Source organism: Thiomonas bhubaneswarensis, from assembly GCF_001418255.1.
Classification (GTDB): Bacteria; Pseudomonadota; Gammaproteobacteria; order Burkholderiales; family Burkholderiaceae_C; genus Thiomonas; species Thiomonas bhubaneswarensis.
This window is the reverse complement of the sequence record NZ_LIPV01000001.1, coordinates 291,018-313,969: the sequence shown is the minus strand read 5'-3', so window position 1 is coordinate 313,969 and position 22,952 is coordinate 291,018. Positions and strand designations below refer to the sequence as shown.

General features: G+C 66.3%; 23 protein-coding genes. 10 read left to right on the top strand and 13 right to left on the bottom strand.

Features of this window, described 5'->3' with window-relative positions:
* The first annotated feature begins 19 nt into the window (after positions 1 to 19).
* The 3 genes from ASC45_RS01535 (at position 20) to ASC45_RS01525 (ending at position 1,609) form a co-directional block, all read left to right on the top strand.
* Positions 20 to 643, top strand: a complete 624-nt coding sequence (locus ASC45_RS01535) for a DUF2238 domain-containing protein (protein WP_055449257.1) — start codon at positions 20 to 22, stop codon at positions 641 to 643.
* 115 nt (positions 644 to 758) lie between these two features.
* Positions 759 to 1,265: a c-type cytochrome gene (locus ASC45_RS01530; RefSeq protein ID WP_055449256.1), complete on the top strand. Its 507-nt coding sequence runs from the start codon at positions 759 to 761 to the stop codon at positions 1,263 to 1,265.
* On the top strand, positions 1,262 to 1,609 hold the full coding sequence (locus ASC45_RS01525) for a c-type cytochrome (protein ID WP_245609907.1): 348 nt from the start codon (positions 1,262 to 1,264) through the stop codon (positions 1,607 to 1,609). The genes ASC45_RS01530 and ASC45_RS01525 overlap by 4 nt, the downstream gene beginning before the upstream one ends.
* Before the next feature lie 62 nt (positions 1,610 to 1,671).
* On the opposite strand, the gene ASC45_RS01520 is transcribed toward ASC45_RS01525, so the two are convergent.
* The gene (locus ASC45_RS01520; RefSeq protein WP_055449254.1) at positions 1,672 to 1,875 is read right to left on the bottom strand and encodes a cold-shock protein; all 204 of its coding nucleotides are present in this window, start codon (positions 1,873 to 1,875) and stop codon (positions 1,672 to 1,674) included.
* Between the two features lie 338 nt (positions 1,876 to 2,213).
* Here ASC45_RS01520 and ASC45_RS01515 point away from each other — a divergent pair, with 338 nt between their 5' ends.
* A complete protein-coding gene (locus ASC45_RS01515) occupies positions 2,214 to 4,193 on the top strand; it encodes a monovalent cation:proton antiporter family protein (protein ID WP_055449253.1) in 1,980 nt (659 codons plus the stop codon).
* Positions 4,194 to 4,232: 39 nt separating this feature from the next.
* On the top strand, positions 4,233 to 5,291 hold the full coding sequence (gene ruvB / locus ASC45_RS01510) for a Holliday junction branch migration DNA helicase RuvB (protein ID WP_055449252.1): 1,059 nt from the start codon (positions 4,233 to 4,235) through the stop codon (positions 5,289 to 5,291).
* On the opposite strand, the gene ASC45_RS01505 is transcribed toward ruvB, so the two are convergent.
* The 9 genes from ASC45_RS01505 to ASC45_RS01465 form a co-directional block, all read right to left on the bottom strand.
* The gene (locus ASC45_RS01505; protein ID WP_055449251.1) at positions 5,288 to 6,586 is read right to left on the bottom strand and encodes a DUF3443 domain-containing protein; all 1,299 of its coding nucleotides are present in this window, start codon (positions 6,584 to 6,586) and stop codon (positions 5,288 to 5,290) included. The two genes, ruvB and ASC45_RS01505, sit on opposite strands and share 4 nt — an antisense overlap.
* A gap of 72 nt (positions 6,587 to 6,658) precedes the next feature.
* Positions 6,659 to 7,933 carry a DUF3443 domain-containing protein gene (locus ASC45_RS01500; protein ID WP_245609906.1) on the bottom strand — a complete coding sequence of 425 codons (1,275 nt, stop codon included), beginning with the start codon at positions 7,931 to 7,933 and terminating at the stop codon, positions 6,659 to 6,661.
* Positions 7,934 to 8,428 (bottom strand): DUF2844 domain-containing protein, encoded by a 495-nt coding sequence (locus ASC45_RS01495; protein WP_245609905.1) that lies wholly within the window; start codon positions 8,426 to 8,428, stop codon positions 7,934 to 7,936.
* Positions 8,429 to 8,526: 98 nt separating this feature from the next.
* Positions 8,527 to 9,177, bottom strand: coding sequence for a histidine phosphatase family protein (locus ASC45_RS01490; protein ID WP_055449477.1), 651 nt, complete (start codon positions 9,175 to 9,177; stop codon positions 8,527 to 8,529).
* A gap of 50 nt (positions 9,178 to 9,227) precedes the next feature.
* Positions 9,228 to 9,764: an acyloxyacyl hydrolase gene (locus ASC45_RS01485; RefSeq protein WP_055449249.1), complete on the bottom strand. Its 537-nt coding sequence runs from the start codon at positions 9,762 to 9,764 to the stop codon at positions 9,228 to 9,230.
* Between the two features lie 19 nt (positions 9,765 to 9,783).
* On the bottom strand, positions 9,784 to 11,400 hold the full coding sequence (locus ASC45_RS01480) for a DHA2 family efflux MFS transporter permease subunit (protein WP_055449248.1): 1,617 nt from the start codon (positions 11,398 to 11,400) through the stop codon (positions 9,784 to 9,786).
* A gap of 12 nt (positions 11,401 to 11,412) precedes the next feature.
* On the bottom strand, positions 11,413 to 12,708 hold the full coding sequence (locus ASC45_RS01475; protein WP_082454172.1) for an HlyD/EmrA/EmrK family protein: 1,296 nt from the start codon (positions 12,706 to 12,708) through the stop codon (positions 11,413 to 11,415).
* Positions 12,709 to 12,763: 55 nt separating this feature from the next.
* On the bottom strand, positions 12,764 to 14,227 hold the full coding sequence (locus ASC45_RS01470) for an efflux transporter outer membrane subunit (RefSeq protein ID WP_055449247.1): 1,464 nt from the start codon (positions 14,225 to 14,227) through the stop codon (positions 12,764 to 12,766).
* A gap of 12 nt (positions 14,228 to 14,239) precedes the next feature.
* Complete coding sequence (locus ASC45_RS01465) at positions 14,240 to 14,809, bottom strand: MarR family winged helix-turn-helix transcriptional regulator (RefSeq protein ID WP_055449246.1); 570 nt, start codon at positions 14,807 to 14,809, stop codon at positions 14,240 to 14,242.
* Between the two features lie 198 nt (positions 14,810 to 15,007).
* Here ASC45_RS01465 and ASC45_RS01460 point away from each other — a divergent pair, with 198 nt between their 5' ends.
* Positions 15,008 to 16,429, top strand: a complete 1,422-nt coding sequence (locus ASC45_RS01460) for a coniferyl aldehyde dehydrogenase (RefSeq protein ID WP_055449245.1) — start codon at positions 15,008 to 15,010, stop codon at positions 16,427 to 16,429.
* The gene (locus ASC45_RS01455; protein ID WP_055449244.1) at positions 16,429 to 18,087 is read left to right on the top strand and encodes an Ig-like domain-containing domain; all 1,659 of its coding nucleotides are present in this window, start codon (positions 16,429 to 16,431) and stop codon (positions 18,085 to 18,087) included. Before ASC45_RS01460 ends, ASC45_RS01455 begins: the two co-directional genes overlap by 1 nt.
* A 12-nt stretch (positions 18,088 to 18,099) precedes the next feature.
* Here ASC45_RS01455 and ASC45_RS01450 read toward each other — a convergent pair whose 3' ends face one another.
* Positions 18,100 to 18,771 (bottom strand): GNAT family N-acetyltransferase, encoded by a 672-nt coding sequence (locus tag ASC45_RS01450; RefSeq protein ID WP_055449475.1) that lies wholly within the window; start codon positions 18,769 to 18,771, stop codon positions 18,100 to 18,102.
* 314 nt (positions 18,772 to 19,085) lie between these two features.
* On the opposite strand from ASC45_RS01450, the gene rplM reads away from it, so the two are divergent.
* The 3 genes from rplM to ASC45_RS01435 all read left to right on the top strand — a co-directional run bounded on the left by rplM (position 19,086) and on the right by ASC45_RS01435 (position 20,423).
* Positions 19,086 to 19,514: a 50S ribosomal protein L13 gene (gene rplM, locus ASC45_RS01445; protein WP_055449243.1), complete on the top strand. Its 429-nt coding sequence runs from the start codon at positions 19,086 to 19,088 to the stop codon at positions 19,512 to 19,514.
* 9 nt (positions 19,515 to 19,523) lie between these two features.
* Entirely contained in the window at positions 19,524 to 19,916 is a 393-nt protein-coding gene (gene rpsI, locus ASC45_RS01440; protein ID WP_055449242.1) for a 30S ribosomal protein S9, read from the top strand.
* A 96-nt stretch (positions 19,917 to 20,012) separates the two neighbouring features.
* The gene (locus ASC45_RS01435; RefSeq protein WP_055449241.1) at positions 20,013 to 20,423 is read left to right on the top strand and encodes a VOC family protein; all 411 of its coding nucleotides are present in this window, start codon (positions 20,013 to 20,015) and stop codon (positions 20,421 to 20,423) included.
* A 24-nt stretch (positions 20,424 to 20,447) separates the two neighbouring features.
* On the opposite strand, the gene cydB is transcribed toward ASC45_RS01435, so the two are convergent.
* Both cydB and ASC45_RS01425 read right to left on the bottom strand, forming a co-directional pair.
* On the bottom strand, positions 20,448 to 21,473 hold the full coding sequence (cydB, locus tag ASC45_RS01430) for a cytochrome d ubiquinol oxidase subunit II (protein ID WP_055449240.1): 1,026 nt from the start codon (positions 21,471 to 21,473) through the stop codon (positions 20,448 to 20,450).
* A gap of 1 nt (position 21,474) precedes the next feature.
* Complete coding sequence (locus ASC45_RS01425; RefSeq protein WP_055449239.1) at positions 21,475 to 22,941, bottom strand: cytochrome ubiquinol oxidase subunit I; 1,467 nt, start codon at positions 22,939 to 22,941, stop codon at positions 21,475 to 21,477.
* Between the last annotated feature and the right edge of the window lie 11 nt (positions 22,942 to 22,952).

Below are 22,952 nucleotides of genomic sequence, written 5' to 3'. Positions count from 1 at the left end.
ACCTTGCCATTGACATCCCATGTTCCGTTTCGAGCCCAAGCTGCTGCCCCTCACCCTCGGCGCCCTGGTCTTGCTGGCCCTGGGCGTCTCGGGGATTTCACCATACGACCGTGGCACCTGGCTGCTCGAAGTCCTGCCTGTGATCATCGCGCTACCCGTCATGGCCTTGACCTGGCGGCCCTTTCCGCTCACGCCATTGCTGTACGGGCTCATCGCCGCGCACGCCCTGGTGCTCATCGTCGGCGGCACCTACACCTACGCCCGCGTCCCTTTGGGCGACTGGGTGCAACAGGCCCTGCACCTCAGCCGCAACCCCTACGACAAGCTCGGCCATTTCATGCAAGGCCTGGTGCCCGCGCTGGTGGCGCGGGAAATCCTGCTGCGCACGCGGCAGGTGGCGGGGCGGCGCATGGCTGCTTTTCTCAGCGTCTGCGTGGCGCTGGCGATCAGCGCCGTCTACGAGCTGATCGAATGGTGGACGGCGCTGGCGCTGGGCGGCGGCGCCACCGACTTTCTCGGCACCCAGGGCGACCCGTGGGACACCCAGTCCGACATGTTCATGGCCCTGATCGGCGCCACGCTGGGCGTGATGGTGCTCGCCCGTTGGCAGGACGCCCAGGTCGCCGCGCTGCACCGGCGCTGACGGCCCGGCCACACCCTGCAACATCGGGTCGCATCTGCTTACCGCACGGCGCCCGTCTTTGGTCGCACAATCGGTTTCACCGGGCGGTCGTCCGGGCCCAACGAGGAGACTGATCATGGAACATCCGTTTGCCAAACCCGCCATGGCTTTCGCGCTGTTGGCCGCTGCTCTGGTGTTCGGCGCTGGCGCTGCCTCGGCTGCCACGGCGCCCGCGGGAAAATTCACCGCGACCGCCAAGGTCTCTTCGGTCGACGAGGCTGCCGATCAGGGCGCGCAGATCTTCGCCAACGACACCTTCGGCACCAAACAGACCTGGGTGCCGCCCAACGCCTTCAACAGTCATCTGATGACCTGCGCTGCCTGCCACACCGACGGCGGCAAGACCGAAGGCACCACGCCTGCCGGGGCGCATCTGCCCAGTCTCATCGGTGCAGCGGCCAAGTACCCCAAGTTCAAGGCCAAGAAACATGCGGTCTACACCCTGGAGCGGCAGATCGTGCATTGCGTGCGCGCCGGCATCATGGGCAAGCCGCCCGGCTACAACAGCCCGGAAATGATCGACCTCGTCGCCTATCTCACCCAGCTCTCCAAGGGCGCCACCATGGGGCAGCAGTTCAAGTGAATCGTAGGGTCGGCTGGGGGCTGGTGGCGCTGTTGGCGTTGGGCATGGTGCGCGTCGCCGCGGCGGCTTCGGCTTCGGACATGCAGCAGCTCGCGCAATCGGAGGGGTGCTTCTCCTGCCACGCCATCGATCACAAAAAGGTCGGCCCGGCGTACAGCGCCATCGCCCAGCGCTATGCGAACAACCCGCATGCCGCGGCCATTTTGCAGGATGCGATTCTCAACGGCCACCAGGGCACCTGGGGCGTCATCCCGATGCCCGCGTATGCGCCCGACGGTTATCTGAACCCGCATCAGGCGCTCGATCTGGCCAAGTGGATTCTCAGTCTGAAGCCGACACCCTGAGCACGAGCAGGCCCAAAAAAAAACCGCAGCCGAGGCTGCGGTTTTTTATGCGAGGCGCTGAATCAGAGCGGCGTCACATTCGAAGCCTGCAGGCCCTTGGGGCCTTGCTTGACTTCGAATTGCACACGCTGGTTCTCAGCCAGGGTCTTGAAGCCCTTGCCTTGAATTTCGCTGAAATGCACGAACAGGTCGGCATCGCCACCGTCTTGCGCAATGAAGCCGAAGCCCTTGCTTTCGTTGAACCATTTGACGGAGCCAGTTTGCATAGCCATGAATTGAAGTTCCTAAAAAAGTGATCTGCGCAGCAACATGCCCGCGCAGTGCAGCAACACGCCAGACATCACTTCGGGAATTCAATCGGGCCGCAACCAGCTGAAATCAGCCGACCGGGTTAAGACCTTGTTCAACAAAACGACCTGCTTTGCGTTGACTACGAGGCCAGTGTAGCCGACTTCATTCGGCCAGCGCTGATGGCCGGTCATCTTGCCTATCCACATCAGAACCGAGAGACTGCTTTTGCCACGTCTCCTGACCCGCCCGATCAGGCATGACTTATGCTGTAACCGGTCGCTACAGATCGCTCTCCCGACATCTTGACGCCTCGATGACCGGCCTCGAACTCACCCTGCTCTACCTGGTTGCCGCCGTGCTCGGCGTGGCCGTGTTTCGCGCGCTTTCCATGCCGCCGATGCTCGGCTATCTGGCCGTGGGCGTGGTCATCGGCCCCAATGCGCTGGCCCTGGCCGGAGACACGACGGGCATGCAGCATCTGGCCGAGTTTGGCGTGGTGTTCCTGATGTTTTCCATCGGGCTGGAGTTCAGCCTGGGCCAGCTCAAGGCCATGCGCTCGCTGGTGTTCGGGCTCGGCGCCACGCAGGTGCTGACCGTCATGGCCGTCGCGCTGCTGGGCAGCCTGGCCTTCGCCTATGCCATGCCCGCGTTCTGGACGCAGCCCGTGGCCGCGGGCATCGCCATTGGCGGGGCGTTTGCCATGTCCTCCACGGCCATCGTGGTCAAGCTGCTGGCCGAGAGAATCGAGCTCGATTCATCGCACGGTCGGCACATCATCGGCGTGCTGCTGTTCCAGGATCTGGCGGTGGTGCCTTTGCTGATCCTCATTCCCGCACTGGCCTCGCACAGTGACGATCTGTCCTGGCTGCTGGCGGCGGCTTTCCTGAAGGCGGTGGTGGTGCTGGCCGTCATTCTTCTCGCGGGTGGCCGCGTGCTGCAGCCCTGGCTGCGCATCGTGGTGCGGCGCAGGTCGGACGAGTTGTTCATGCTCAACCTGCTGTTGCTCACGCTCGGCCTGGCCTGGATCACCGAACTGGCTGGGCTGTCGATGGCGCTGGGCGCCTTCCTGGCCGGTATGTTGATCGCCGAGACGCCGTACAAGGCGCAGGTGGAGGCCGACATCCGCCCCTTCCGCGACGTGCTGCTGGGTTTGTTCTTCATCACCATCGGCATGCTGCTCGACTGGCGGCTGGTGCTGGCGCAGTGGTGGCTGGTGCTGCTGCTGGCGGTGCTGCCGCCGGTAATCAAGGCCGCGCTGGTGTTCGGCATTGAGCGCCTGCGCAAGACGCCGCCGGGCCTGAGTCTGCGGGTGGCGCTGTGGCTGGCGCCTGCCGGAGAATTTGGCATTGTGCTGCTCAACATCGCATCGGGGAACAAGCTCGTTCCGCCCGAGGTGCTCAACCCGGTGCTCGCGGCGATGGTGATTTCCATGCTCTATACGCCGCTGCTGGGGCAGTACGTCGACCGCATCGTGCTCAAGGTGTCGTCGGCGGACTGGATGCTGGCTTCGCTGCAACTCACCGACATTGCGCGCAGCTCGATCAAGGCACAGAACCACGTCATCATCTGCGGCTTTGGCCGTTGCGGGCAGAATCTGGCGCGCCTGCTCGATACCGAGCACATTCCCCACATCGCCCTCGATCTCGACCCCGATCGCGTGGCGCAGACCAAGGCGGCCGGGCAGAACGTGGTCTACGGCGATTCGACCCGTCTGCCCACCTTGCAGGCGGCGGGGCTGCAGCGGGCCAGCGCGCTGGTCATCACCTATGCCGAAACGCAGTCGGCGCTGCGCATCCTGCATCTTATGCGCGAGCACGCGCCGCATGTGCCGGTGGTGGTGCGCACCATGGACGACGGCCCGCTCGAAGCCTTGCGCCAGGCCGGTGCTGCCGAGGTGGTGCCCGAGATTCTCGAAGGCTCGCTGATGCTGGCCTCGCACACCCTGGCGCTGGTGGGCGTGCCGCTGCCGCGCGTGCTCAAGCGCGTGCGCCACGCGCGGGCGCAGCGCTACAACCTGCTGCGCGACTGGTTTCACGGCAGCGACGATGCCTCGCTGGAAGAAGCCGAGCAGCCGCGTCTGCAGTCCGTGACGCTCACCGCCGAGGCTGCTGCCGTGGGGCAGATGTTGCGTGCCGTGAGCCGCGAAGGCGTCCGCGTCACCCAGGTGCGCCGCAGCAACGGGCAGGTGCTCAAGCCGACGCCCACGCTTCTGCTGCAGGAGGGCGATACGGTGGTGCTGTCGGGCTTGCCCGACGCGCTGGCGCTGGCCGAGGAGGCCTTGCTGCGTGGCTGATTTATGCTGTGCGGATTCCCAGTTGCCGTTGGACCAGCCGTGCCCATTCAACCCGATGCCTTTACCGCCAGTCCCGCGCGGATGATCGACGCCGCGGCCGCCTCGCCGCAGGAGAGCGTGGCCGAGCGCGCCTTGCGCCCGCAACTGCTCGACGACTATGTGGGGCAGGCGCGGGTGCGCGAGCAGCTCGACATTTTCATTGGTGCTGCGCGCGGACGCGCAGAGGCGCTCGATCATGTGCTGCTGTTCGGCCCGCCGGGGCTGGGAAAGACCACGCTGGCGCATATCGTGGCGCGCGAAATGGGGGTGAACCTGCGCTCGACCTCCGGCCCGGTGCTCGAGCGCGCGGGCGATCTGGCGGCGCTGCTGACCAATCTGGAACGCAACGACGTGCTGTTCATCGATGAGATTCACCGCCTCTCGCCGGTAGTCGAGGAAATCCTCTACCCGGCGCTGGAGGACTATCAGATCGACATTCTCATCGGCGAAGGGCCGGGCGCGCGCAGCGTGAAAATCGACCTGCAGCCCTTCACCCTGGTGGGCGCCACCACGCGAGCGGGCATGCTGACCAATCCGCTGCGCGACCGCTTCGGCATCGTCGCCCGGCTGGAGTTCTACACCGCCGAGGAGCTTGCGCGCATCGTGCGGCGCTCGGCCGGGCTGCTGGGCGCGGCCATCGACGACGACGGCGCGAACGAGATCGCACGGCGCGCACGCGGCACGCCGCGCATCGCCAACCGCCTGCTGCGCCGAGTGCGCGACTACGCCGAGATGAAGTCTGGGGGGCAGATCAGCGCCGCCGTGGCCGACGCCGCGCTGCGCATGCTCGACGTCGATCCGCTGGGTTTCGACCTGATGGACCGCAAGCTTCTCGAAGCCGTGGTGCATCGCTTCGACGGCGGCCCGGTGGGGCTGGACAACCTGGCCGCCGCCATCGGCGAAGAGCGCGACACCATCGAAGACGTGATCGAGCCCTATCTGATCCAGCAGGGCTATCTGCAGCGCACCCCGCGCGGGCGCATCGCCACCGCCGCCACCTACGCCCACCTCGGCCTTGCGGCGCCGCAGCGTCCGGGCGGCGATCTGTTCGGCGGCTAATACATCAGGTAGCCGTTGGGAGCGCTGGCGTTGGTGCCCTCCAGCCCGGTGGCGATGGAGCGGCCGTAGAAGAAGGGCAGGCCCAGATCGACCAGACCACCGATGGCCGCCGTTCCGCCCAGCGCCGGCAAGGCAGCATTTTGCGTGGCGAACATGTTCTGCGCATTGCCAATCATGAAGGATTGCGCCAGGCCGTAGGTCTGGTTCGCCAGTTGCAGGCTGGCGGTGAGGTTGAGGGGTGACGACGGGCAGTAAAAGCTGGTGGCGCAGGTCGGCACGCCGGTAAGACTGAGGTAATAGCCGTTGGAGCCACTGTCGACGAAGCCGCTGAGGGTTGTGGTGCTGGAGCCATTCAGGGTCAGCTTCATGCTCAGGTTGCCCTGCTGATCCAGCGGATAGAGCGAGGCGCTGCCCGTGGCGTTGTTGCTTTGCGTATTGATGCCGAACGTCAGGGTGCCGTAGGCCGTGGGTGCGCCATTGGGCAGCGGCACGCTGGGCAGCGCGAGGATGCTGCCGTTGTTGTCCACGGCAAAGGCCGCGACGGGATTCAAGCCCTGCTGCACCAAAGCCGCGGTGCTGGCAGTGCAGGAAGTGCTCGTACAGCTGTAATACACCCCGGTGTTGGCGCTGGTGGCACAGGCGCGGCCACAGTCGTACTTGAAATTGCTCACTCCGAGGATGCCGTTGGCTATGCCGTAAAAGCTGGTGGCGAAATCCACCCCACCTTGCGATGTACAACTCGAAGGCGCTTGGGGCAAGGCAGCATCGTCCATCAATTGAATCGGAATCGCGGCAGATGTGGTCTCCCCACCGATCTGTACCGTCGCCTGGCGCATGCTGCCCCAGGCGTACCCCGAAGCGAACTGTGCACAGGCAGCGAGCTGGCCACTGCCCGACGCGATCCCAGGCAATGCGGTCGCCATGGTGGCATTCAGCGCCTTGGAGAACAACCGCAGCCCCGCCGAGCCGGTATCGACCAGCACGTCGGGAATGGTCTGGCAGGTCGTGGTGCCCGGGGCGCAGACGGTGACGCTGACGTAGGGGGTGTTGGCCGTCAGCGTGTTGGTGTTGCTTTCGAGCTGTCGGATGCTCACCGCAACCACATTGGCGGCGCTGGGTGCTGGCGATGCCGCTGTATCGGACGAGTTGGTGGCATTGCTGGGTGCAGTCGCCGTATCGCTGGAAGCGCTTCCGCCGCCACCGCAAGCACTGATCGCCAGTGCGGCGGCCAACAACACGCCATGAAGGCGGATACGACGAAGCAGCAGGTTCTGGATTGCGGTCGAATGAATCATCGTGTCGAGTCCATCAGGGCCGTGAAGCCGTTGTAAATGCATTTTCACCGCACTTCGATGACACCCGCGTGGTCAGAAAGCCCAGTAGCCGTAGGGCGTGTTGGCGCTGCTGCCTTCCAGCCCGGTGGCGATGGGGCGGCCGTAGAAGAACGGCAGGCCGAGATCGGCGAAGTTGGCGATGGCCGCCGTGCCGCCCAGCGCGGGAAGGGCGGTGTACTGGGTCTTGAACATGGCGTTGGCGTTGCCGATGGTGATGGCCTGCGTGCTGGTCGAGCCCTGAAGCTGAACCGAGAGGGACAAGGGGCTGCTCGGGCAGTACCAGCTCGAAGGCTGATCCGGGGTGCACAGAGGCACGCTGGGATCGAGGTCGAGGAAGTAGCCGTTGGAGCCGCTGTCGATGAAACCGCGGCCGGACACGCCGTCGATCATGCCGTTGACATAGGCATCCTGACCAATGGGGAAGATCTGCGCTCCGGCGGGCAGGGCGTTGTTGCTCTGCGTGCCGATGCCGAAGGCCAGCGTGCCGGTGGCGCTGATGGCGCCCTCGGGCACGGGCACTGCGGGCAGGGTGAGGATGCTGCCATTGTTATCCACTGCGAAGGCGGAGATGGGGTTGGTGCCCTGCTGATTCAGTTCGGCCGCGACGGCGGTGCAGGTGCCGGCGGCGCCGCCGCTGCAGCTGTAGTACATCGCCGGGCGCTGATTGGCGGGGGTGGAGGAGGTGCAGCCCACGCCGCAGTCATGGATGAAGTTGCTGATGCCCAGGATGCCGTTGGCCACCGGGGCGAAGCGCGCGGCGAAATCGATACCCTGCGAGGTGCAGGTGGTGGGGGCTGCGGGCAGGGCCGGGTCGTTCATGAACTGCACGGGGATGGCCTGCGTCGTGCTCTCGCCCGCGATTCTGACGGTCGCCATGTGCATGCTGCCCCAGGCATAGCCCGAAGCGAACTGGGCGCATGCGGCCAGGTTGCCGCTGCCGGAGGTCACGGCCGGAAGGCCGAGCGTCACTTTGTTGGCGAACAGGCGCAGACCGGCCGAGCCGGTATCGACCATGACGTCGGGGATGGTCTGGCAGTTGCCCGCCGTGTCGCACACGGTCACGCTGACATAGGGCGTGTTGGCGGTCAGCGTGGCAGTATTGGATTCGAGCTGGCGGATGCTGACCACGGCCACGTTGTCGCCGATGGCGGCATTGGGCAGCGAGACGCCCAGCGGCGCAGGGGGGGCGCTGCCACCGCCGCCGCAGGCTGTCAGCAGCAGGCTGGCGCAAAGGGCCAGGGCGGTGAGCAGCGACGACGGGAACCTCATGGACGACAGCAGGCGCATGACGGCGGCGTTGACACGCACTCAGGGTTGCAGCTTGGAGGGATCGAACCCGGCCGGAACGAGGGTCGGCACCCAGGCCACGCCGACGAAGCCGCGCATGCGTCCGGCCACGTTCACCACGATGTCGCCGGTCTTGACCATCGACAGATTGAGCTGTTGCGTCTGCGCGTTGGCCGCCTTGAGGTAGGGGGCGAAGTAGCTGCCCAGAAGCTGTTGCAGATCGGGCTTGAACGGCCCCTTCCAGGTGAGGGCGAAGACCGTTCCCTGCGCGTTGGCGTATTCGGTCACGGTCACGCCCTGGGGCGTGAGCACGGTCTGCTGCGTGACGGCGGACGCAGCGGCGGCGCTGGTGGCGCCGGACACCGCTTGCGCGCTGAAACGCTGCACCTGGGCAACGGGCTTGCCGTCCTGTGCGGCATCAAGCAGCGGCCGACCCAGCCCCGCCTGAGCCGAGACAGACGCCAGGGCGAGGGCGAAACCGAGAGGAAGGGCAAGCAACAGGGCGCGGGCGGACATCATGGCGGGCCGGTGGAAAGAGGTCAATCGGCAAAGTTTACCGAAGCCCCGGTGTACATCCGGGCCACAATCTTGAAGAAATGCGTCAATGTTGCGGATTACTCCACACCCTCGTTCAGGCTGCGGTCGAGGTGAGCGGTGTCGCCCCAGCCCACCAGGGTGAGCTGGCCCTGGGCGTAGAGCAGGCGGTTGAGGGCAGCGTTGCGCAGCTCGAAACTGCGAGGGGCCTGCAAGTCCTGCCCGGTGGCGGCGCGGTAGAAGGCGTCGAGCACGCCGCCGTGCACGGCCACGACGATGAGCTGCGCCGGGTGGCGTGCGGCGAGGGTGAGCAAGGCGCTCTGGGCGCGGGCGGCGAAGTCGCGCAGGGTTTCGCCGCCGGGCGCGGCAAACTCAGGGTCGCGGTGACGCCAACGCGCGCAAAGCTCGGGATGCTGCGGCTCCAGCGCGGCGAAGCTGTGGCCCTCGAATGCGCCGAAGCAGCGCTCGCGCAGCGCGGGGTCGCGCACGACGCTCAGGCCATGCGGCGCGGCGATGGCCTCGGCCGTCTGCCAGGCCCGTTGCAGATCGCTGGCATAGACCGCGGCGATGGGCTCGTCGACCAGCGCCTGCGCGGCAAGCCGGGCCTGCTCCAGACCGCGCGCATTCAGGGGAATGTCGGTATGGCCCTGAATGCGCGACGCGGCGTTCCAGTCGGTCTCGCCATGGCGGATGGCGATGATGCGGGTGGGTTCGGGAGGGGTCAGGGTCATGGTGCCCGCATTGTGCCGGAGCATCATGCGAGCACGGGGCCGCGGGCTGCTTAGAAGCTGTAACCGACCCGCAACTGCAGATAGTCCTGCCCGGGGTTGGGGCGCTTGATGTCGGCGTTGGAATAGTGGGTCAGCCGCGCGCCGACGGTCCAGGGCGTGTCGGCAAATCGGTGGAGCAGGCCGATGGAGTCGCCGAACTGATAGGCGGTGGAGATTTCCTTGGCGCCCAGGGTGGTTCCCGAAAACAGGTTGGCGCCGATGCCGAATTCCATCGCGGTCTGCGGCGCGAACCACCAGCGCACAAACGGGGTGAGCCCCACATGGGTGAGGTGGCGCGCGCCCGGGCCCAAGGAACTCGACACCTGACCGAGCGAAGCTTCGAGGACAAGGTCGAGTTGGCTGTGCGCGAAATCATGCCGCCAGACCGGTGCCGATTGCAGGGCCAGCGTGACGTTTCGGTAGTTGTCGCCTTTGTCGACTCCCCCGAGCAGGGAGACTTCGGCGGCCTGGGCGGGCGCCAGGCAGGCGGTCGTGAGCAGGATCGCGGCGAATGAGGGAATGAGGCGTCGATGGAGTGAAGGAGACATGGCGTTTGTTTTTGGCTTATCAATGCGCACCGGCGGCGGCGTCGCTGCCTGCGTTGCTCTTGGACGGCTTGATCAGCCAGACCAGCGCGATCAGGGCGATGAACAGCCAGGCGCTCAGGCGGAACATGTCGTCCACAGCGATGGTATAGGCCTGCTGGTTGACCAGGCGGTTGATCACGGCCAAGGCCTGTTCGTGGCTGAAGCCCTGCGCCTGCATGCCTTGTAGCACAGGCTCGGCCACCGGACTGCCCTGGTAGATGTGGCTGATGAGCTGCTCGTGATGCAGCTCGGCGCGATTGGTCCACCAGGTGGTGTAGATCGAGGTGCCAAAGGAGCCGGCGGTGATGCGGGCGAAGTTCGACAGACCCGATGCCGCGGCGATGCGGTGCGCGGGCAGACCGCCCAGGATGATGCCCAGCAGCGGAATGAAGAAGGTTGCAGTGGCGATGCCCTGGATCACCGTGGGGATGGAGTATTCCCAGTAGCTGTCGCCGGTGGTGAACTGCGAGCGCATGTAGAACACCAGAGCGAACACGACGAAGGAAAACGTGGTGACCCATCGGGAATCGAGCACCGGCAGAAAACGGCCGATGATGGGCGAGAGGATCAGCGCGAACAGCCCCACCCAGGCCAGCACCTCGCCGGCGTCGGTGGCGGTATAGCCGATGAATTCCTGCAGCCACAGCGGCAGCAGCACCAGGCTGCCGAAGAACATGCCGTAGGCCAGCGCCAGCATGATGGTGCCCAGGGTGAAGCTGGGAATCTTGAACAGGGTGAGATCGACCACCGGGTGATCGTCGTAGATCTCCCAGATCAGGAACAGCACGAAGCCCACGACTGCGGCGGCGGCCAGCGCGATGATGATCGGGCTGGAGAACCAGTCGAGTTCCTGCCCCTTGTCGAGCATGATCTGCAGCGAGCCCACCCAGATGACGAGCAGCCCCAGCCCCGTCCAGTCGATGGGCAGCTTGCGGATCGGCGTTTCGCGTCGCAGATAGATCGACGCCGTCACCGCTGCGGCCACCAGGCCCACGGGCACGTTGATATAGAAGATCCAGGGCCAGGAGATGTTGTCGGTGATCCAGCCGCCCAGCAAAGGCCCCATGATGGGCGCGATCAGCGTGGTCATCGACCACATTGCGATCGCCATGCCCGATCGCTGCGGCGGATAGCTCGACAGCAACAGCGTCTGCGACAGCGGAATCATCGGCCCGGCCGAAGCGCCCTGCAGAACGCGAAACAGAATCAGAATCTCGATGCTGGGCGCCTGCCCGCACAAAAACGAAAACAGGGTGAACAGCAGGATGCTGGTGAGAAACACCTTCACCGCGCCGAAGCGCTGGGTGACGAAGCCTGTCAGCGGCACCGCGATGGCATTGGCCACGCCGAACGAGGTGATGACCCAGGTGCCCTGCGACGAGCTCACCCCCAGGTCGCCCGCGATCGCCGGAATCGAGACGTTGGCGATCGAGGTGTCGAGCACGTTCATGAAGGTCGCCAGCGACAGCGCGATGGTGCCGAGCACCAGGGCGCTGCCCGACAGCGGCGTCAGATGCGCCGGGCCGGACTGTGGCGCGGCGGGCGCATCGGGCGTGGCGCCGGCAGCGCTTTCTTCGATTTCTTGTGTGGTGGCCATGGCTCGCCCCAATTAGCGCTTGTCGCCCGCGTTGGCGGCGATGATGGCGTTCACCAGGGTGTCGGCCTTCTGCCAGTCGGCGGCATAAACATCGGTGCGCGCGGCGGGCTTGGTGGGCGGCTCATCGGTGACCAGCGGGCCCTTGTGGTCGGCGATATCGATGGTCACTTCGGTGGACATGCCCACGCGCAGCGGGTGGCTGGCGAGCTGCTTGGGGTCGAGCTCCACGCGCACCGGCAGGCGTTGCACCACCTTGATCCAGTTGCCGGTGGCGTTCTGCGCAGGCAGCAGCGAAAACGCCGCGCCCGTGCCGGCCGACAGCCCGACCACGCGGCCGGTGTAGGTGAAGCCGCTGCCATAGGTGTCGGCGACCACGGTGGCCTTCTGGCCGATGCGCACGTCGCGCAGTTGTGTTTCTTTCAGATTGGCGTCGATCCACACATCGTTCAGCGGCACCACCCACATCAGCGGCGTGCCGGGGCCGACACGCTGGCCGAGTTGCACCGTGCGGCGCGCCACCACGCCGCTGACCGGCGCGGGAATGGTGGTGCGCTCATACGCGAGATAAGCCTCGCGCACCCTGGCCGCCGCCAGCTTGACCGCCGGATTGTTGGCGATCACCGTGCCCGCGGTGAGCGCCTGGCTGGCGGCGAGCTGCTCCTGCGCTGCCTTCACCCCGGCCTGTGCCGTCTGCACCTGGGCCTTCGCGGTGGCAAGCTGAGCCTGCGCGGCCTGCAGGGCGATTTGCGACTGGCGCAGTTCTTCGGCGCCGACGGCGCCGGTGCCGGCCAGCTCCTGGCGGCGGCGCAGCGCATCTTCGGCCTTGGCGACATTGGCCTGCGCCGTTTGCAGATTGCTCTGCGCCGTGGTCACGTCGGTCTGTCTCACCTCGACCTGGGCCTGCAGCGTGCCGTTGTTGGCAAAATTCACCCGTACCTGGCGCACCGCCTGCGCGAGCTGGGCTTCGGCCTGCTGCAGCGCCACGTGGGTGTCGGCGCCATCGAGTTGGACCAGCGGCTGTCCGGCCTTAACGAGCTGGGTGTCGTCGGCATCGATGGCCACCACGGTACCGCCCACCTGAGGCGTCACCTGCACCAGATTGCCCTGCACATAGGCGTCGTCGGTGTAGGCGTAGCGCAGCGACTCCCAGTAGTGGTAGCCGCCATAGAGGGCGCCTGCGATGATGAAAAAGCCGATGGCCATCAGCATCAGCCGACGCCGCTTGGCGGCCTTGCCGTTGCCGTTGCCGTTGCCGTTGCTGGCGGGCTGGGGCGCGCCTTCAGTCTTGTGGTTGTCCGTGGTACTCATGGATGCACTCCGTTGGAATTCGATTCGTTTTTTGAGGGAGAGGCTGGTGTTCGCGTCAGGAGGCTTTCGCGGTGGCATCGGCGGGAAGCTCGCGGGCCTCGTAGCCGCCGCCCAGGGCGCGGATGAGCGCCACGTCGTCGGCCAGCGCCTGCGCCTTCAGATCGACACCGGCCTGCTGCAGCGTGAGCACGCTGGCCTGCACGCTGAGCACCGTGAGGTAGTTCGACAGCCCGGCCTTGTAACGCTCGTCGACCAGGCGCAGCGCGTCCTGCGCGGCGGCCAGCGCCTGTTGCTGCTGCGCGATCTGCTGGCCTATGGACTGCCGCGCGGCGATGGCATCGGCCACTTCATGCACGGCGTCCACCAGCGTGCCGTTGTACTGCGCGATCGCCGCATCGGCCTGCGCCGACTTGCCGCGCAGTTGGGCGCGCAGCGCGCCGCCCTCGAAGATGGGCAGGGTCAGCGCGGGACCGACTCCCAGGGTCTGGCTGCTGGACTGCAGCCAGTGGGTGAAGCCCAGCGCGGTGAAGCCGGCGAACGCGGTGAGATTGACGTTGGGGTAGAAAGCCGCGCGCGCGGCCTTCACGCCGTGCAGCGCCGCTTCGACCTGCCAGCGGGCCGCGACGATATCGGCGCGGCGGCCGATGAGTTCGGCGGGTAAGGTTGCGGGCAGGGCCAGGGTGGGCAGGGCATCGAGCTTGGGCGAAAGCGTTGCGGTGGCCTGCGGGCCCTGGCCGGTGAGGGCAGCCAGCAGATTGCGCGCCTGCGCGATCTGCACCCCGGTCTGGTCGATTCTCAGGCGGATCTGCGGCACTTCGGCCAGCGCCTGCTTTTCCTGCACCGTGGTCTCCAGGCCGGCGTTGACGCGGTCGCGCACCAGCCTCAGCATGTGCTCGCGCTGCTGCAGGGTTTGCTCCAGCACGTTCTGCACCGCGATCAGGCGCGCGAGGTTGACATAGGCGCTGGCGACGTTGGCGGCCAGCAGCACGCGCGCGGCCTGATCCTGCGCGGCGGCGGCGTGGGCTTCGCCGATGGCGGCCTGCAGGGTCTGGCGGTTCTTGCCGAAAAAGTCCAGTTCCCAGCTGCCTTGCAGCAAGGCCTGGTTTTCGGTGTACCAGGCGCCGCCCAGCGGGGGCGGGTAGATGTCGTTGGCGCTGAACCGCTCGCGGGTGGAATTCACCGCCGCGCCCAGCTTGGGCTCGAGCGCGCTACCCGCCCCCTGCACCTGCGCGCGGGCCTGTGCGAGCCGGGCCTGCGCGACCTGCAGGCTGGGGTTGTCGGCCAGGGCTGTGGCGATCAGGCGGTCGAGTTCAGGGTCGTGAAACGCCGTCCACCAGTCGGTCTTGGGAAAGGCGGTCTGCACCGGCTGCAGGCCGAGTTGCTGCGGCGGGGTGAGATGGGCCGTGGGCGCGATGCCCTCGGTGCTGGCGCAGCCCGCCAGCAGCAGCGCGGCCAGCACGGGGGCCGCCAGCGCGGCACGCCGCATGCCGCGCGTCGAGATCGATGAGGTGTGAAACATGATGGGAACGGGTCAGGAGTCGGATTTGTCGTGATCGGATTCTTCGGCGGGCTCTTGCATGACCAGTTGGGGTCCGGGCGCGGCCTGCTGCGCTTCGGCCAAGGCCTCGCCGTTGTCGATGAAGCGCTGGAGCAGATTGAGGAGTTGGCTGAACTCCTTGGGGCTGAAGCCCCGCAGATGCTCGTTGAGCACTTCGGACAGCACATGCGGAATCTGCGCCGCGACTTCGGTGCCGCGAGGCGTGAGCGTCAGGTTGACCACGCGCCGGTCAGTGCTGCTGCGCTCGCGCACCAGCAGGCCCTTGGCTTCGAGACGGTCGAGCATGCGGGTCATGGCGCCGGCGTCGGTCTGCATCTCGCGGGCGCAGGCGGCCACGGTGTCGCAGCCCAGGTGCACATGCAGCAGCGGGTGCCACTGCGTGCCGGTCAGATCGAGCGCCTGCATTTGATGCTCCAGATTGCGCACGAGCACCGCGATGCAGCGTTTCATCAGAAAGCCGACCGATTGCTCCTTGCAATACTCCGTGCCGTCGTAAAAGCGTGGCGCGGCAGCGTCGGTGCGTGAAGGGGTGGGAGAATTCATGCCGTGCAGTTTATTGCTTAGGCAAATACTGCTTGGGTCACAAATGGATACCCAGGTTGAATTTGTGGGTTTATGCGGGAACTGCGACAGGGCGTCGCGCCGACCCGGCGCGCGAACTTGGGCGCAACCGGATTTCCCCGTGCGTGACGCCCCGGGGAGTCTTACCATCGACTACCCGTGCCCCGTGTTCCTGCCGCCATGGACCGTGCCCCCGATTTCGCCGCGTCGCTCCAGCAAACCTACAGCGCAATGCGGGCGGCGTTCGACGCCGAGCCCTTTCCGCCCTGGGCCGTGCGCCGCGACCGGCTGCGGCGCCTGCAGACCCTGCTGCGCACGCATGCCGCCGAATGGGCCGAGGCCATCGACGCCGATTTCGGCGGTCGCCCGCCGCCCGAAACCGGGCTGCTGGAACTCGTCCCCACCCTGACCGGCATCGCCGATGCGCTGCGCCAGGGCCCGCGCTGGATGCGGCCGCGTGGGGCGTCCGTCTCGCGCTGGTTTCTGCCGGCCCGCGCCCAGGTGCTGCCGCAGCCACTGGGGGTCGTGGGCATCATCGCGCCGTGGAACTACCCTCTCGTGCTGGCGGCGGCGCCACTGACGGCGGCGCTGGCGGCGGGCAACAGGGCGATGGTCAAGCTCTCCGAGTACACGCCTACGTTCAGCGCGGTGTTCGCCCAGCGGGCCGCGCAGGTCTTCGCCGCCGACGAAGTGGCGGTGGTGCAGGGTGACGCGGAAATCGGCGCGGCGTTCAGCGCCCTGCCCTTCGATCATCTGCTGTTCACCGGCTCCACCGGCGTGGGCAAGCGGGTCATGGCGGCGGCGGCGGCCCATCTCACCCCGGTGACGCTGGAGCTGGGTGGCAAGTCGCCGGCCATCATCGCCCCGGGCTACGACGTGGCGCACGCCGCCCGGCGCATCCTGTTCGGCAAGCTGGTCAATGCCGGTCAGACCTGCATCGCGCCCGATTACGTGCTGGTGCCGCGCGATCAGCAATCGGCCTTCATCGATGCCTGTCGTGGGGAAGCGCAACGCCTCTACCCCGAAGGCCTGCGCAGCCCCGACTACGCCAGCATCATCGACCATCGCCAGTACAGCCGCCTGCTCGGCCTGATGGGTGAGGCCCGCGCCGCAGGGGCGCATGTGCACGCGCTGTTCGACGGTGTGCAGGCCGACGATCTGCGCCACCGCCTGGCGCCCGCCGCGATCTGCGACGCTCCGGCCAGTGTGCGGCTGATGAACGAGGAAATCTTCGGCCCGCTGCTCCCGGTGGTGGCGTATGACGACCTGGAGCAGGCGCTGGCGCACTTGCGCAGCCAGCCCAGGCCGCTGGCGATGTACTGGTTCGACCACGACCGTCGCCGCACCGCCGCGGCCCTGCTGCAGACGCATGCCGGTGGGGTGACGGTGAACGACACCCTGCTGCACTTCGCGCAGGACGGGCTTCCCTTCGGCGGCGTCGGCGCGTCGGGGATGGGCAGCTATCACGGCCGCTGGGGCTTCGACACCTTCAGCAAGCTCAAGCCGGTGCTGTACCAGTCCCGCGTGTCGGGCGTCGGTCTGGTGGCGCCGCCTTATGGGCAGCGCACCCGCTGGCTGATGAAGCTCATGGGGCGGCTGTGATGCCTTGCAGGCGACGGAACTGGCGTTGGCTCGGGCCGTGGGCGGCGAGTACGCTCATCGGTGCCGCGCAGGCGCAGAGCCTGCCGCAGCCGCTGCCCGCCGATGGCGCGAGCGACGTTTCTCGCATCGTGAAGCCGGGCTTCCGCTGGACGCAGCCTGGGCAGAGCGGATCGATCTCCGCAGACGATCTGCAACTGCGCAACCCCGACGGCAGCGTGGTGCCCGGACTGGTGCGTGCCGCGGGCGGTCTGGCGGTGGTCGAGCCTCTGGCCCCCTTGGTCGGCTGCACCACCTACACCCTCGCGCTGACCTCACCTCAGGACGTTCGAAGCCACTTCACCACGACCTGCAGCGCCTGGCAGCCGCCGGTGCAGATCGACGACCACCTCACCGCGCACCGAGTCGACCTGCCCGTCAGTGGCACCCAGGTGGTGGCGACGACGGACGGGGGCTTCGTCGCCGTGTGGTTTCAGGACGATGACGGCCGTCGTGCGATTCTCTCGGCTCGCTTCAACCCGGACACCCAGAGCTGGAGCAGGCCCCGCGCCATCGACCAGCAAGGGTCGCAGGCCGGTTCGTCGAGCATTCCCGCCATCACCGCCGATCCCCAGGGGCGGATCACAGCAGTCTGGTTTCAGGCCATAGCCGGACGCAGCGGCATTTTTGCCAACCGGCAGGTGCAGGGCCGCTGGCAAGCGCCGCAGCGGCTCGACCTTCCGGCGCTGCCCGGCAACGCCACCAACCCGCAGCTCGCTGCCGATGCCGAGGGCAACGTCACCGTGGTCTGGCAGCAGCCCGACGGTCGCCACACCGCCATCTACGCCGCACATTGGGCGCAGGCGCAGCAGCGCTGGCTGGCCGCGCATCCGATCGACCATGGCAGCGCGAACGCCTACAACCCGGTGATTGCCGTCACGCCGCTGGGGCGGGTGGCAGCGGCCTGGCAGCAGGGGCCGTCGGGCGGCGAAGCGGTGTATGCCGCGACCTTGCAGCCGAACGCGCAGGCGTGGCGCAAGCCGGTCCGGCTCAGCCCGGCCGGGGACACGGCCGTCATGCCCACGCTGGTGGCCACTTCGCAAGAGCGCATCGTCGCCGCCTGGGTGCAGGGGCGCGACGCGCATCGCCGCATTGCCGTCGCCGCGCTGCAGACCACGGCGCGCGGTGCGGCGTCAAGCGGCGCAGCCCTCCAGCTCATGCAAGCCCCGGCGTTCAGCGGCCCCGCGCTCTCGCCCGTACTCGCGGCCGACAACGCGGGCAACCTCACTCTGGTGTGGGAACAGGCCAGGTCGGCCCGGGGCGCAGTGCGCGATGCCGTGCTGGCCGCGCGGCTGGCGCATGGCTCCTCGCACTGGTCGGAGCCGCAGCAGATCGACGACCCTGCGATGCGCAGCGCGGGCAATCCGGTGCTGGCGGCCGATCCGGCAGGCAATGTGCGCTGCGCCTGGTATCAGGACGGCGCCAGCGGCATGCAGGTGCAGACGGCGCGATACGACATATCGCAGCATCGTTGGGAAGCGCCGCAAACCTTGTCCGATCCGACGGCCACGGTGCAGGCCACTCTGCCCGCGCTGGCGGTGAATGCCGCGGGCAGCGTCATGGTCGCGTGGCAGCAGTTCAACGGCTGGCGCACCATCGCCGTCGCCCGATGGCTGCCTTGAGATCGGGTCAGCTCAGGTCGGATCGGGGCAGCGGCCGAACAGCCAGAAGCAGCGCCACTGACGCATGAAGGCCTTCATCCAGTAGTCGATCTGGCCGGTCTGGTTTTCCAGCAAGGCGTCGAAATGGCTCTGGTAGGTGTCGTCGGGCAATTCGAGGTAGGCCTCCGTTTCGCCCCCTTCGTTGCGCACCTTCATGCCGGCGCGGCGGGCGATCTTGAGCATGGCGCCGTTGCTGCTCAGGCACTGCATGTAGAGCACCCGCAAGCCGCGATTGCGTGCATCCACCGCGGCGCGCTCGAACAGCCGCGTGCCGATGCCCAGCCCGCGTCCCCGGGGCAAGACCGAAACACCGAATTCCGCCCGGTCGGTGCGCCCAGGCTCGATGGCGATGTGCGCCACGGCGAGCAGGTCGAGCTTGCGGTTGAACACGCCGAAAATCTCGTCCACACCGAAGCGGATGGAATCGACATAGGCGCGAATGCGCTCGTCGCTGGCGGCATAGCCGAAGCGAAGGTAGCGATCCTCGGTGCCGAGCGCGAGAAAGTGCCTGAGCAACTGCTCGCGGTGCTCGGGTCCGATGGGCCGGATCGGGATGATGGGCGCGCGCGCCCGGTTGAGTTTCGGCAGGACGACCGCCGCGCTGCCGGGGCTATCGGCCCGGGACGTTTCGGAAGACAGGGTCATGGCGCGGGTCAGAATGGATTTGCTGCAATGCAGCATATTTTAGGCGCTGCGGGCCGGAAGACAAGGCAAAGCTGCCGCGCTGCGCCTCGTGCAGGGTCTGCAAAGCCACAACATTTCAGAAAATCAAGCACTTGCCTTTGCTGTACTCGCGCATTGGCCTATAATGGCGCGTTTTGGCTTTGAGCGAGGGCCAGAAAAGCCCATGCCGGTGGGCGCGGATTGTGGCAACCGAGTGGCGCAACCAAGGTGCCAACAAAACAGCCGCACATCACTGGTGGGTAACAAACAGCTCGCTCGACATCCTAGGAACAACCATGAAAACCTTCAGCGCCAAACCGGCCGAAGTCGTGCATGAGTGGTTCGTGATTGACGCCGCAGACAAGGTTCTCGGTCGGGTCGCCAGCGAAGTGGCCCACCGTCTGCGCGGCAAGCACAAAGCCATCTACACCCCGCACGTCGATACCGGTGACTTCATCATCGTCGTCAACTCGTCCAAGATCCGCGTGACCGGCAACAAGGCCAACGACAAGACCTACTACCGTCACACCGGCTATCCCGGCGGCATCTACGCCACCAAGTTCAAGGACATGCAGGCGCGTCACCCCGGCCGCGCGCTGGAACTGGCCGTCAAGGGCATGCTGCCCAAGGGCCCGCTCGGCTACGCCATGATCAAGAAGCTCAAGGTCTATGCGGGTGCCGAGCATCCGCACAGCGCCCAGCAGCCCAAGACTCTCGACATCTAAGGACAGGCGATGATCGGAAACTGGAATTACGGCACAGGCCGTCGCAAGAGCTCCGTGGCCCGCGTCTTCATCAAGAAGGGCACCGGCAAGATCACCGTCAACGGCAAAGACGTCGAGCAGTATTTCGGCCGTCAGACCTCGATCATGATCGTCAAGCAACCCCTCGTTCTCACCGAGAACGAAAGCAGCTTCGACATCAAGATCAACGTCCACGGCGGTGGTGAAACCGGCCAGGCCGGCGCCGTGCGCCACGGCATCACCCGCGCGCTGATCGACTACGAGGCGACCCTCAAGCCCGCGCTGTCCAAGGCCGGCTTCGTCACCCGCGACGCCCGCGAAGTCGAGCGCAAGAAGGTCGGTCTGCGTGGCGCCCGCCGCGCCAAGCAGTTCTCCAAGCGCTGATTTATTCTGCGCGACCTTCAAAAAAAGAACCCGCCTTGTGCGGGTTCTTTTTTGGGCGTTCGGGGCGGGTGTGGTTCACTAACGGCAGGACATCCCATGTTTTCCGATGTCTTCATCGGCGTCGGCGATTTTGATCGGGCCTTGGCGTTTTACCGGGCCTTGATGCCGGTGCTCGGCATTAAGGAGCGCTTTTGCGAGCCAGACCGGCCCTGGGCGGGATGGCAGTCACAGCCCGGCCCTCGGCCGTTGTTCCTCATCGGTAAGCCCTATGACGGTGCGGCGCATGCGGTGGGCAATGGGCAGATGATCGCCTTTCTCGCGCAGAACCGACCCTTGCTCGATCGGGCTTATGCCGTGGCGTTGGCGAACGGCGGGTCTTGCGAAGGCCCGCCGGGTTTGAGGCCCGAGTACCACGAGCATTACTACGGGGCCTACTTCCGTGACACCGAGGGCAACAAGCTCTGCGTCGCCTGCCACGAAGCTCCCGCGCCGAAGCCCTCTGCATGAAGGCTCCGGCCGGGGCGTCGCAGATCAATACGCGTGCTGCGCATCCGGGTCGATCTTGCCGCGGAACACGATGTACTGATAGACGTTGTAGGTGATCATCACCGGGATGAGCATGCCGATGCCGATGAGCATGAACACCAGGGTGCTGCTGTTCGATGCGGCCTGGTCGATGGTCACCGAGCCGGGCACGATGTACGGATACCAGGTGGCGGCCAGCCCGGCGAAGGAGAACAGAAAGATCAGCATCGTCCACACGAAGGGGGCGACTTCAGCCTGGCGCTTGAGGGCGCGCAGCAGCATGAAAAAGCTCAGCAGCGCCAGCGCGGGCAGCACGGCGAAGAAGTAGATGTTGGGCGTGGTGAGCCAGCGGGCGAAGATCTGCGGAAACTGCAACGGCGTCCACACCGTGACCACGGCTCCGACGGCAAGCATGATCCAGGCGAGCAACTGTCCGCGGCGGTAGCAGCCGGTCTGGATGTCGTCCTGGGTCTTGATGATGAGATAGGTCGAGCCGAGCATGGCATAACCGGCGACCACGCCCAGCACCACGATGAGGCTGAAGGGCGAGAACCAGTCCCAGATGCTGCCCGCGAACACGCCGTTCACCACCTTCACACCATTGAGCAGGCCGCCGAGCGCGAAGCCCTGCGCGATGGTGGCCAGCAGACTGCCCAGGCCGAACATCGCCCCCCAGAAGGCCTTGCGTTCGGAGAGTTCGTGAAACTCGAAGGACACGCCGCGCAGCATGAAGCCCAGCAGCATCAGGATGATGGGGATGTAAAGCCCTTGCAGCACGGTGCCGTAGGCCAGCGGAAAGGCGCCGAACAGGGTGCCGCCGATGACCACGAGCCAGGTTTCGTTGGCGTCCCAGATGCTGCCCAGGCTGGCCATCATGACCTTGCGGCGGCGTTCGCCGACGAACAGCGAGAGCACCCCCACGCCGAGATCGAAGCCGTCGAGCACGACGTAAAACACCATGAACAGGCCGATGATGAGGAACCACGCCGTGGCCAAGACGTGGTGCAGCTCTTGAGCGTTGCCGAGGTCCATGTCAGGCACCTCCCTTGATGGTGAGCTGGTCGTGCGCAGCGGCCGGGGGCGCAAGCGGAACGTGCTTGGGCGCGGTGTGCGCAGCGCCGTGGCCGCCCCGGCCGGGGGCGTGCGGCGGGGCGTCGAAGCTCGGGCCCTTGCGGATGGTGCGGCTGGCGAACACCAGTGCGGCGATGCCGATGACGCCATAGAACAGCGCATACATCACCAGCGACCACAGCACGGTGTTTGCGGGCAGATGGCTCACGCCTTCGCTGGTGCGCAGCATGCCGTAGACGATCCACGGCTGGCGGCCCACTTCGCGCGTCATCCAGCCAGCCTCCACCGCGGTGTAGATGGCCGGAATCGCCAGCAGCCAGCCGCGCAGCAGCCACTTGTTGTCGCCGATGCGCGCGGCGCTCATGCGCTCGGGGCGGCGCCACAGCAGCCACAGGGTCCAGAAGGCCATGAAGGCGACGAAGACTCCGGCGGCGACCATCACGCGGAAGGCGTAGAACGGTATCCACACCGGCGGCTGGTCATCGGGCTTGAAATGGTCGAGGCCGACTACTTTGCCGGTGAGCGTTTTGGTGACGATCATGCTCAGACCGTCGGGAATTTCCAGCGCCCAGTCGTTCTTCTGCTCTTTCTGGTTGGGTATGGCCAGCAGCGCCCAAGGCGCGCCTTCGCCGGGCTTGTTGGTGTGCCAGTGCGCCTCGATGGCGGCGAGCTTGGCAGGCTGGGTTTCGGCCAGCGCGCTGCCCGCCGAGTCGCCGATGAAAATCTGCAGCGGCGCGACGATGAACAGCGCCACCACCGCCCACTTGAACGCCGGACGGAAGAAGTCGACATGCCGTCTTTTCAGCAGGTAGTAAGCGCTCACCCCCGCCATGACCACCAGGCTCAGCTCGACGCAGGCCGTGAACATATGGCCGAAGCCGTAGGGCAGATCGGGGTTGAACACCGCGGCAAACCAGTTGGTGATGGCGAATTTGCCATCCACCAGCTTCACGCCCGCGGGGGTCTGCATCCACGAGTTGGCCACCATGATCCAGAACGCCGACAGGGTGCTGCCGAAGGCCACCATGGCAGTGGCGAACAGGTGCATCTTCGGCCCGACGCGGTTCCAGCCGAACAGCATGATGCCCAGAAAACCCGCTTCGAGCATGAAGGCCATGGCCGTCTCGAAGCCGAGGATGTTGCCCATGAAGTCGCCCGAGGCAGTGGAGAACGGCCCCCAGTTGGTGCCGAAGGAGAACTCCATCGGTATGCCGCTGATCACGCCGACGCCGAAGTTGATGAGAAAGAGCTTGGTCCAGAACTTGGTCTGGTGGAAGTAAAAGATGTTACGGGTCTTGACCCACGCGGCTTCCATGCCGAACAGCACCAGCGCCAGGCCGATGGTGAGCGGCGGCCACATGATGTGGAACATCGCAATGAAGCCAAACTGCACCCGGGCGAGAAACTCCGGGTTTTGAAGCCAGTCCATGATGCACTCCT

Excerpts from the sequence above, each read along its gene's own strand:
- ASC45_RS01535 (WP_055449257.1), top strand. The coding sequence starts at position 20 with ATGTTCCGTTTCGAGCCCAAGCTGCTGCCCCTCACCCTCGGCGCCCTG.
- ASC45_RS01530 (WP_055449256.1), top strand. The coding sequence starts at position 759 with ATGGAACATCCGTTTGCCAAACCCGCCATGGCTTTCGCGCTGTTGGCC.
- ASC45_RS01520 (WP_055449254.1), bottom strand. The coding sequence starts at position 1,875 with ATGCAAACTGGCTCCGTCAAATGGTTCAACGAAAGCAAGGGCTTCGGC.
- ASC45_RS01515 (WP_055449253.1), top strand. The coding sequence starts at position 2,214 with ATGACCGGCCTCGAACTCACCCTGCTCTACCTGGTTGCCGCCGTGCTC.
- ASC45_RS01505 (WP_055449251.1), bottom strand. The coding sequence starts at position 6,586 with ATGATTCATTCGACCGCAATCCAGAACCTGCTGCTTCGTCGTATCCGC.
- ASC45_RS01495 (WP_245609905.1), bottom strand. The coding sequence starts at position 8,428 with ATGTCCGCCCGCGCCCTGTTGCTTGCCCTTCCTCTCGGTTTCGCCCTC.
- ASC45_RS01490 (WP_055449477.1), bottom strand. The coding sequence starts at position 9,177 with ATGACCCTGACCCCTCCCGAACCCACCCGCATCATCGCCATCCGCCAT.
- ASC45_RS01485 (WP_055449249.1), bottom strand. The coding sequence starts at position 9,764 with ATGTCTCCTTCACTCCATCGACGCCTCATTCCCTCATTCGCCGCGATC.
- ASC45_RS01480 (WP_055449248.1), bottom strand. The coding sequence starts at position 11,400 with ATGGCCACCACACAAGAAATCGAAGAAAGCGCTGCCGGCGCCACGCCC.
- ASC45_RS01475 (WP_082454172.1), bottom strand. The coding sequence starts at position 12,708 with ATGAGTACCACGGACAACCACAAGACTGAAGGCGCGCCCCAGCCCGCC.
- ASC45_RS01470 (WP_055449247.1), bottom strand. The coding sequence starts at position 14,227 with ATGTTTCACACCTCATCGATCTCGACGCGCGGCATGCGGCGTGCCGCG.
- ASC45_RS01465 (WP_055449246.1), bottom strand. The coding sequence starts at position 14,809 with ATGAATTCTCCCACCCCTTCACGCACCGACGCTGCCGCGCCACGCTTT.
- ASC45_RS01460 (WP_055449245.1), top strand. The coding sequence starts at position 15,008 with ATGGACCGTGCCCCCGATTTCGCCGCGTCGCTCCAGCAAACCTACAGC.
- ASC45_RS01455 (WP_055449244.1), top strand. The coding sequence starts at position 16,429 with ATGCCTTGCAGGCGACGGAACTGGCGTTGGCTCGGGCCGTGGGCGGCG.
- ASC45_RS01450 (WP_055449475.1), bottom strand. The coding sequence starts at position 18,771 with ATGACCCTGTCTTCCGAAACGTCCCGGGCCGATAGCCCCGGCAGCGCG.
- rplM (WP_055449243.1), top strand. The coding sequence starts at position 19,086 with ATGAAAACCTTCAGCGCCAAACCGGCCGAAGTCGTGCATGAGTGGTTC.
- rpsI (WP_055449242.1), top strand. The coding sequence starts at position 19,524 with ATGATCGGAAACTGGAATTACGGCACAGGCCGTCGCAAGAGCTCCGTG.
- ASC45_RS01435 (WP_055449241.1), top strand. The coding sequence starts at position 20,013 with ATGTTTTCCGATGTCTTCATCGGCGTCGGCGATTTTGATCGGGCCTTG.
- cydB (WP_055449240.1), bottom strand. The coding sequence starts at position 21,473 with ATGGACCTCGGCAACGCTCAAGAGCTGCACCACGTCTTGGCCACGGCG.
- ASC45_RS01425 (WP_055449239.1), bottom strand. The coding sequence starts at position 22,941 with ATGGACTGGCTTCAAAACCCGGAGTTTCTCGCCCGGGTGCAGTTTGGC.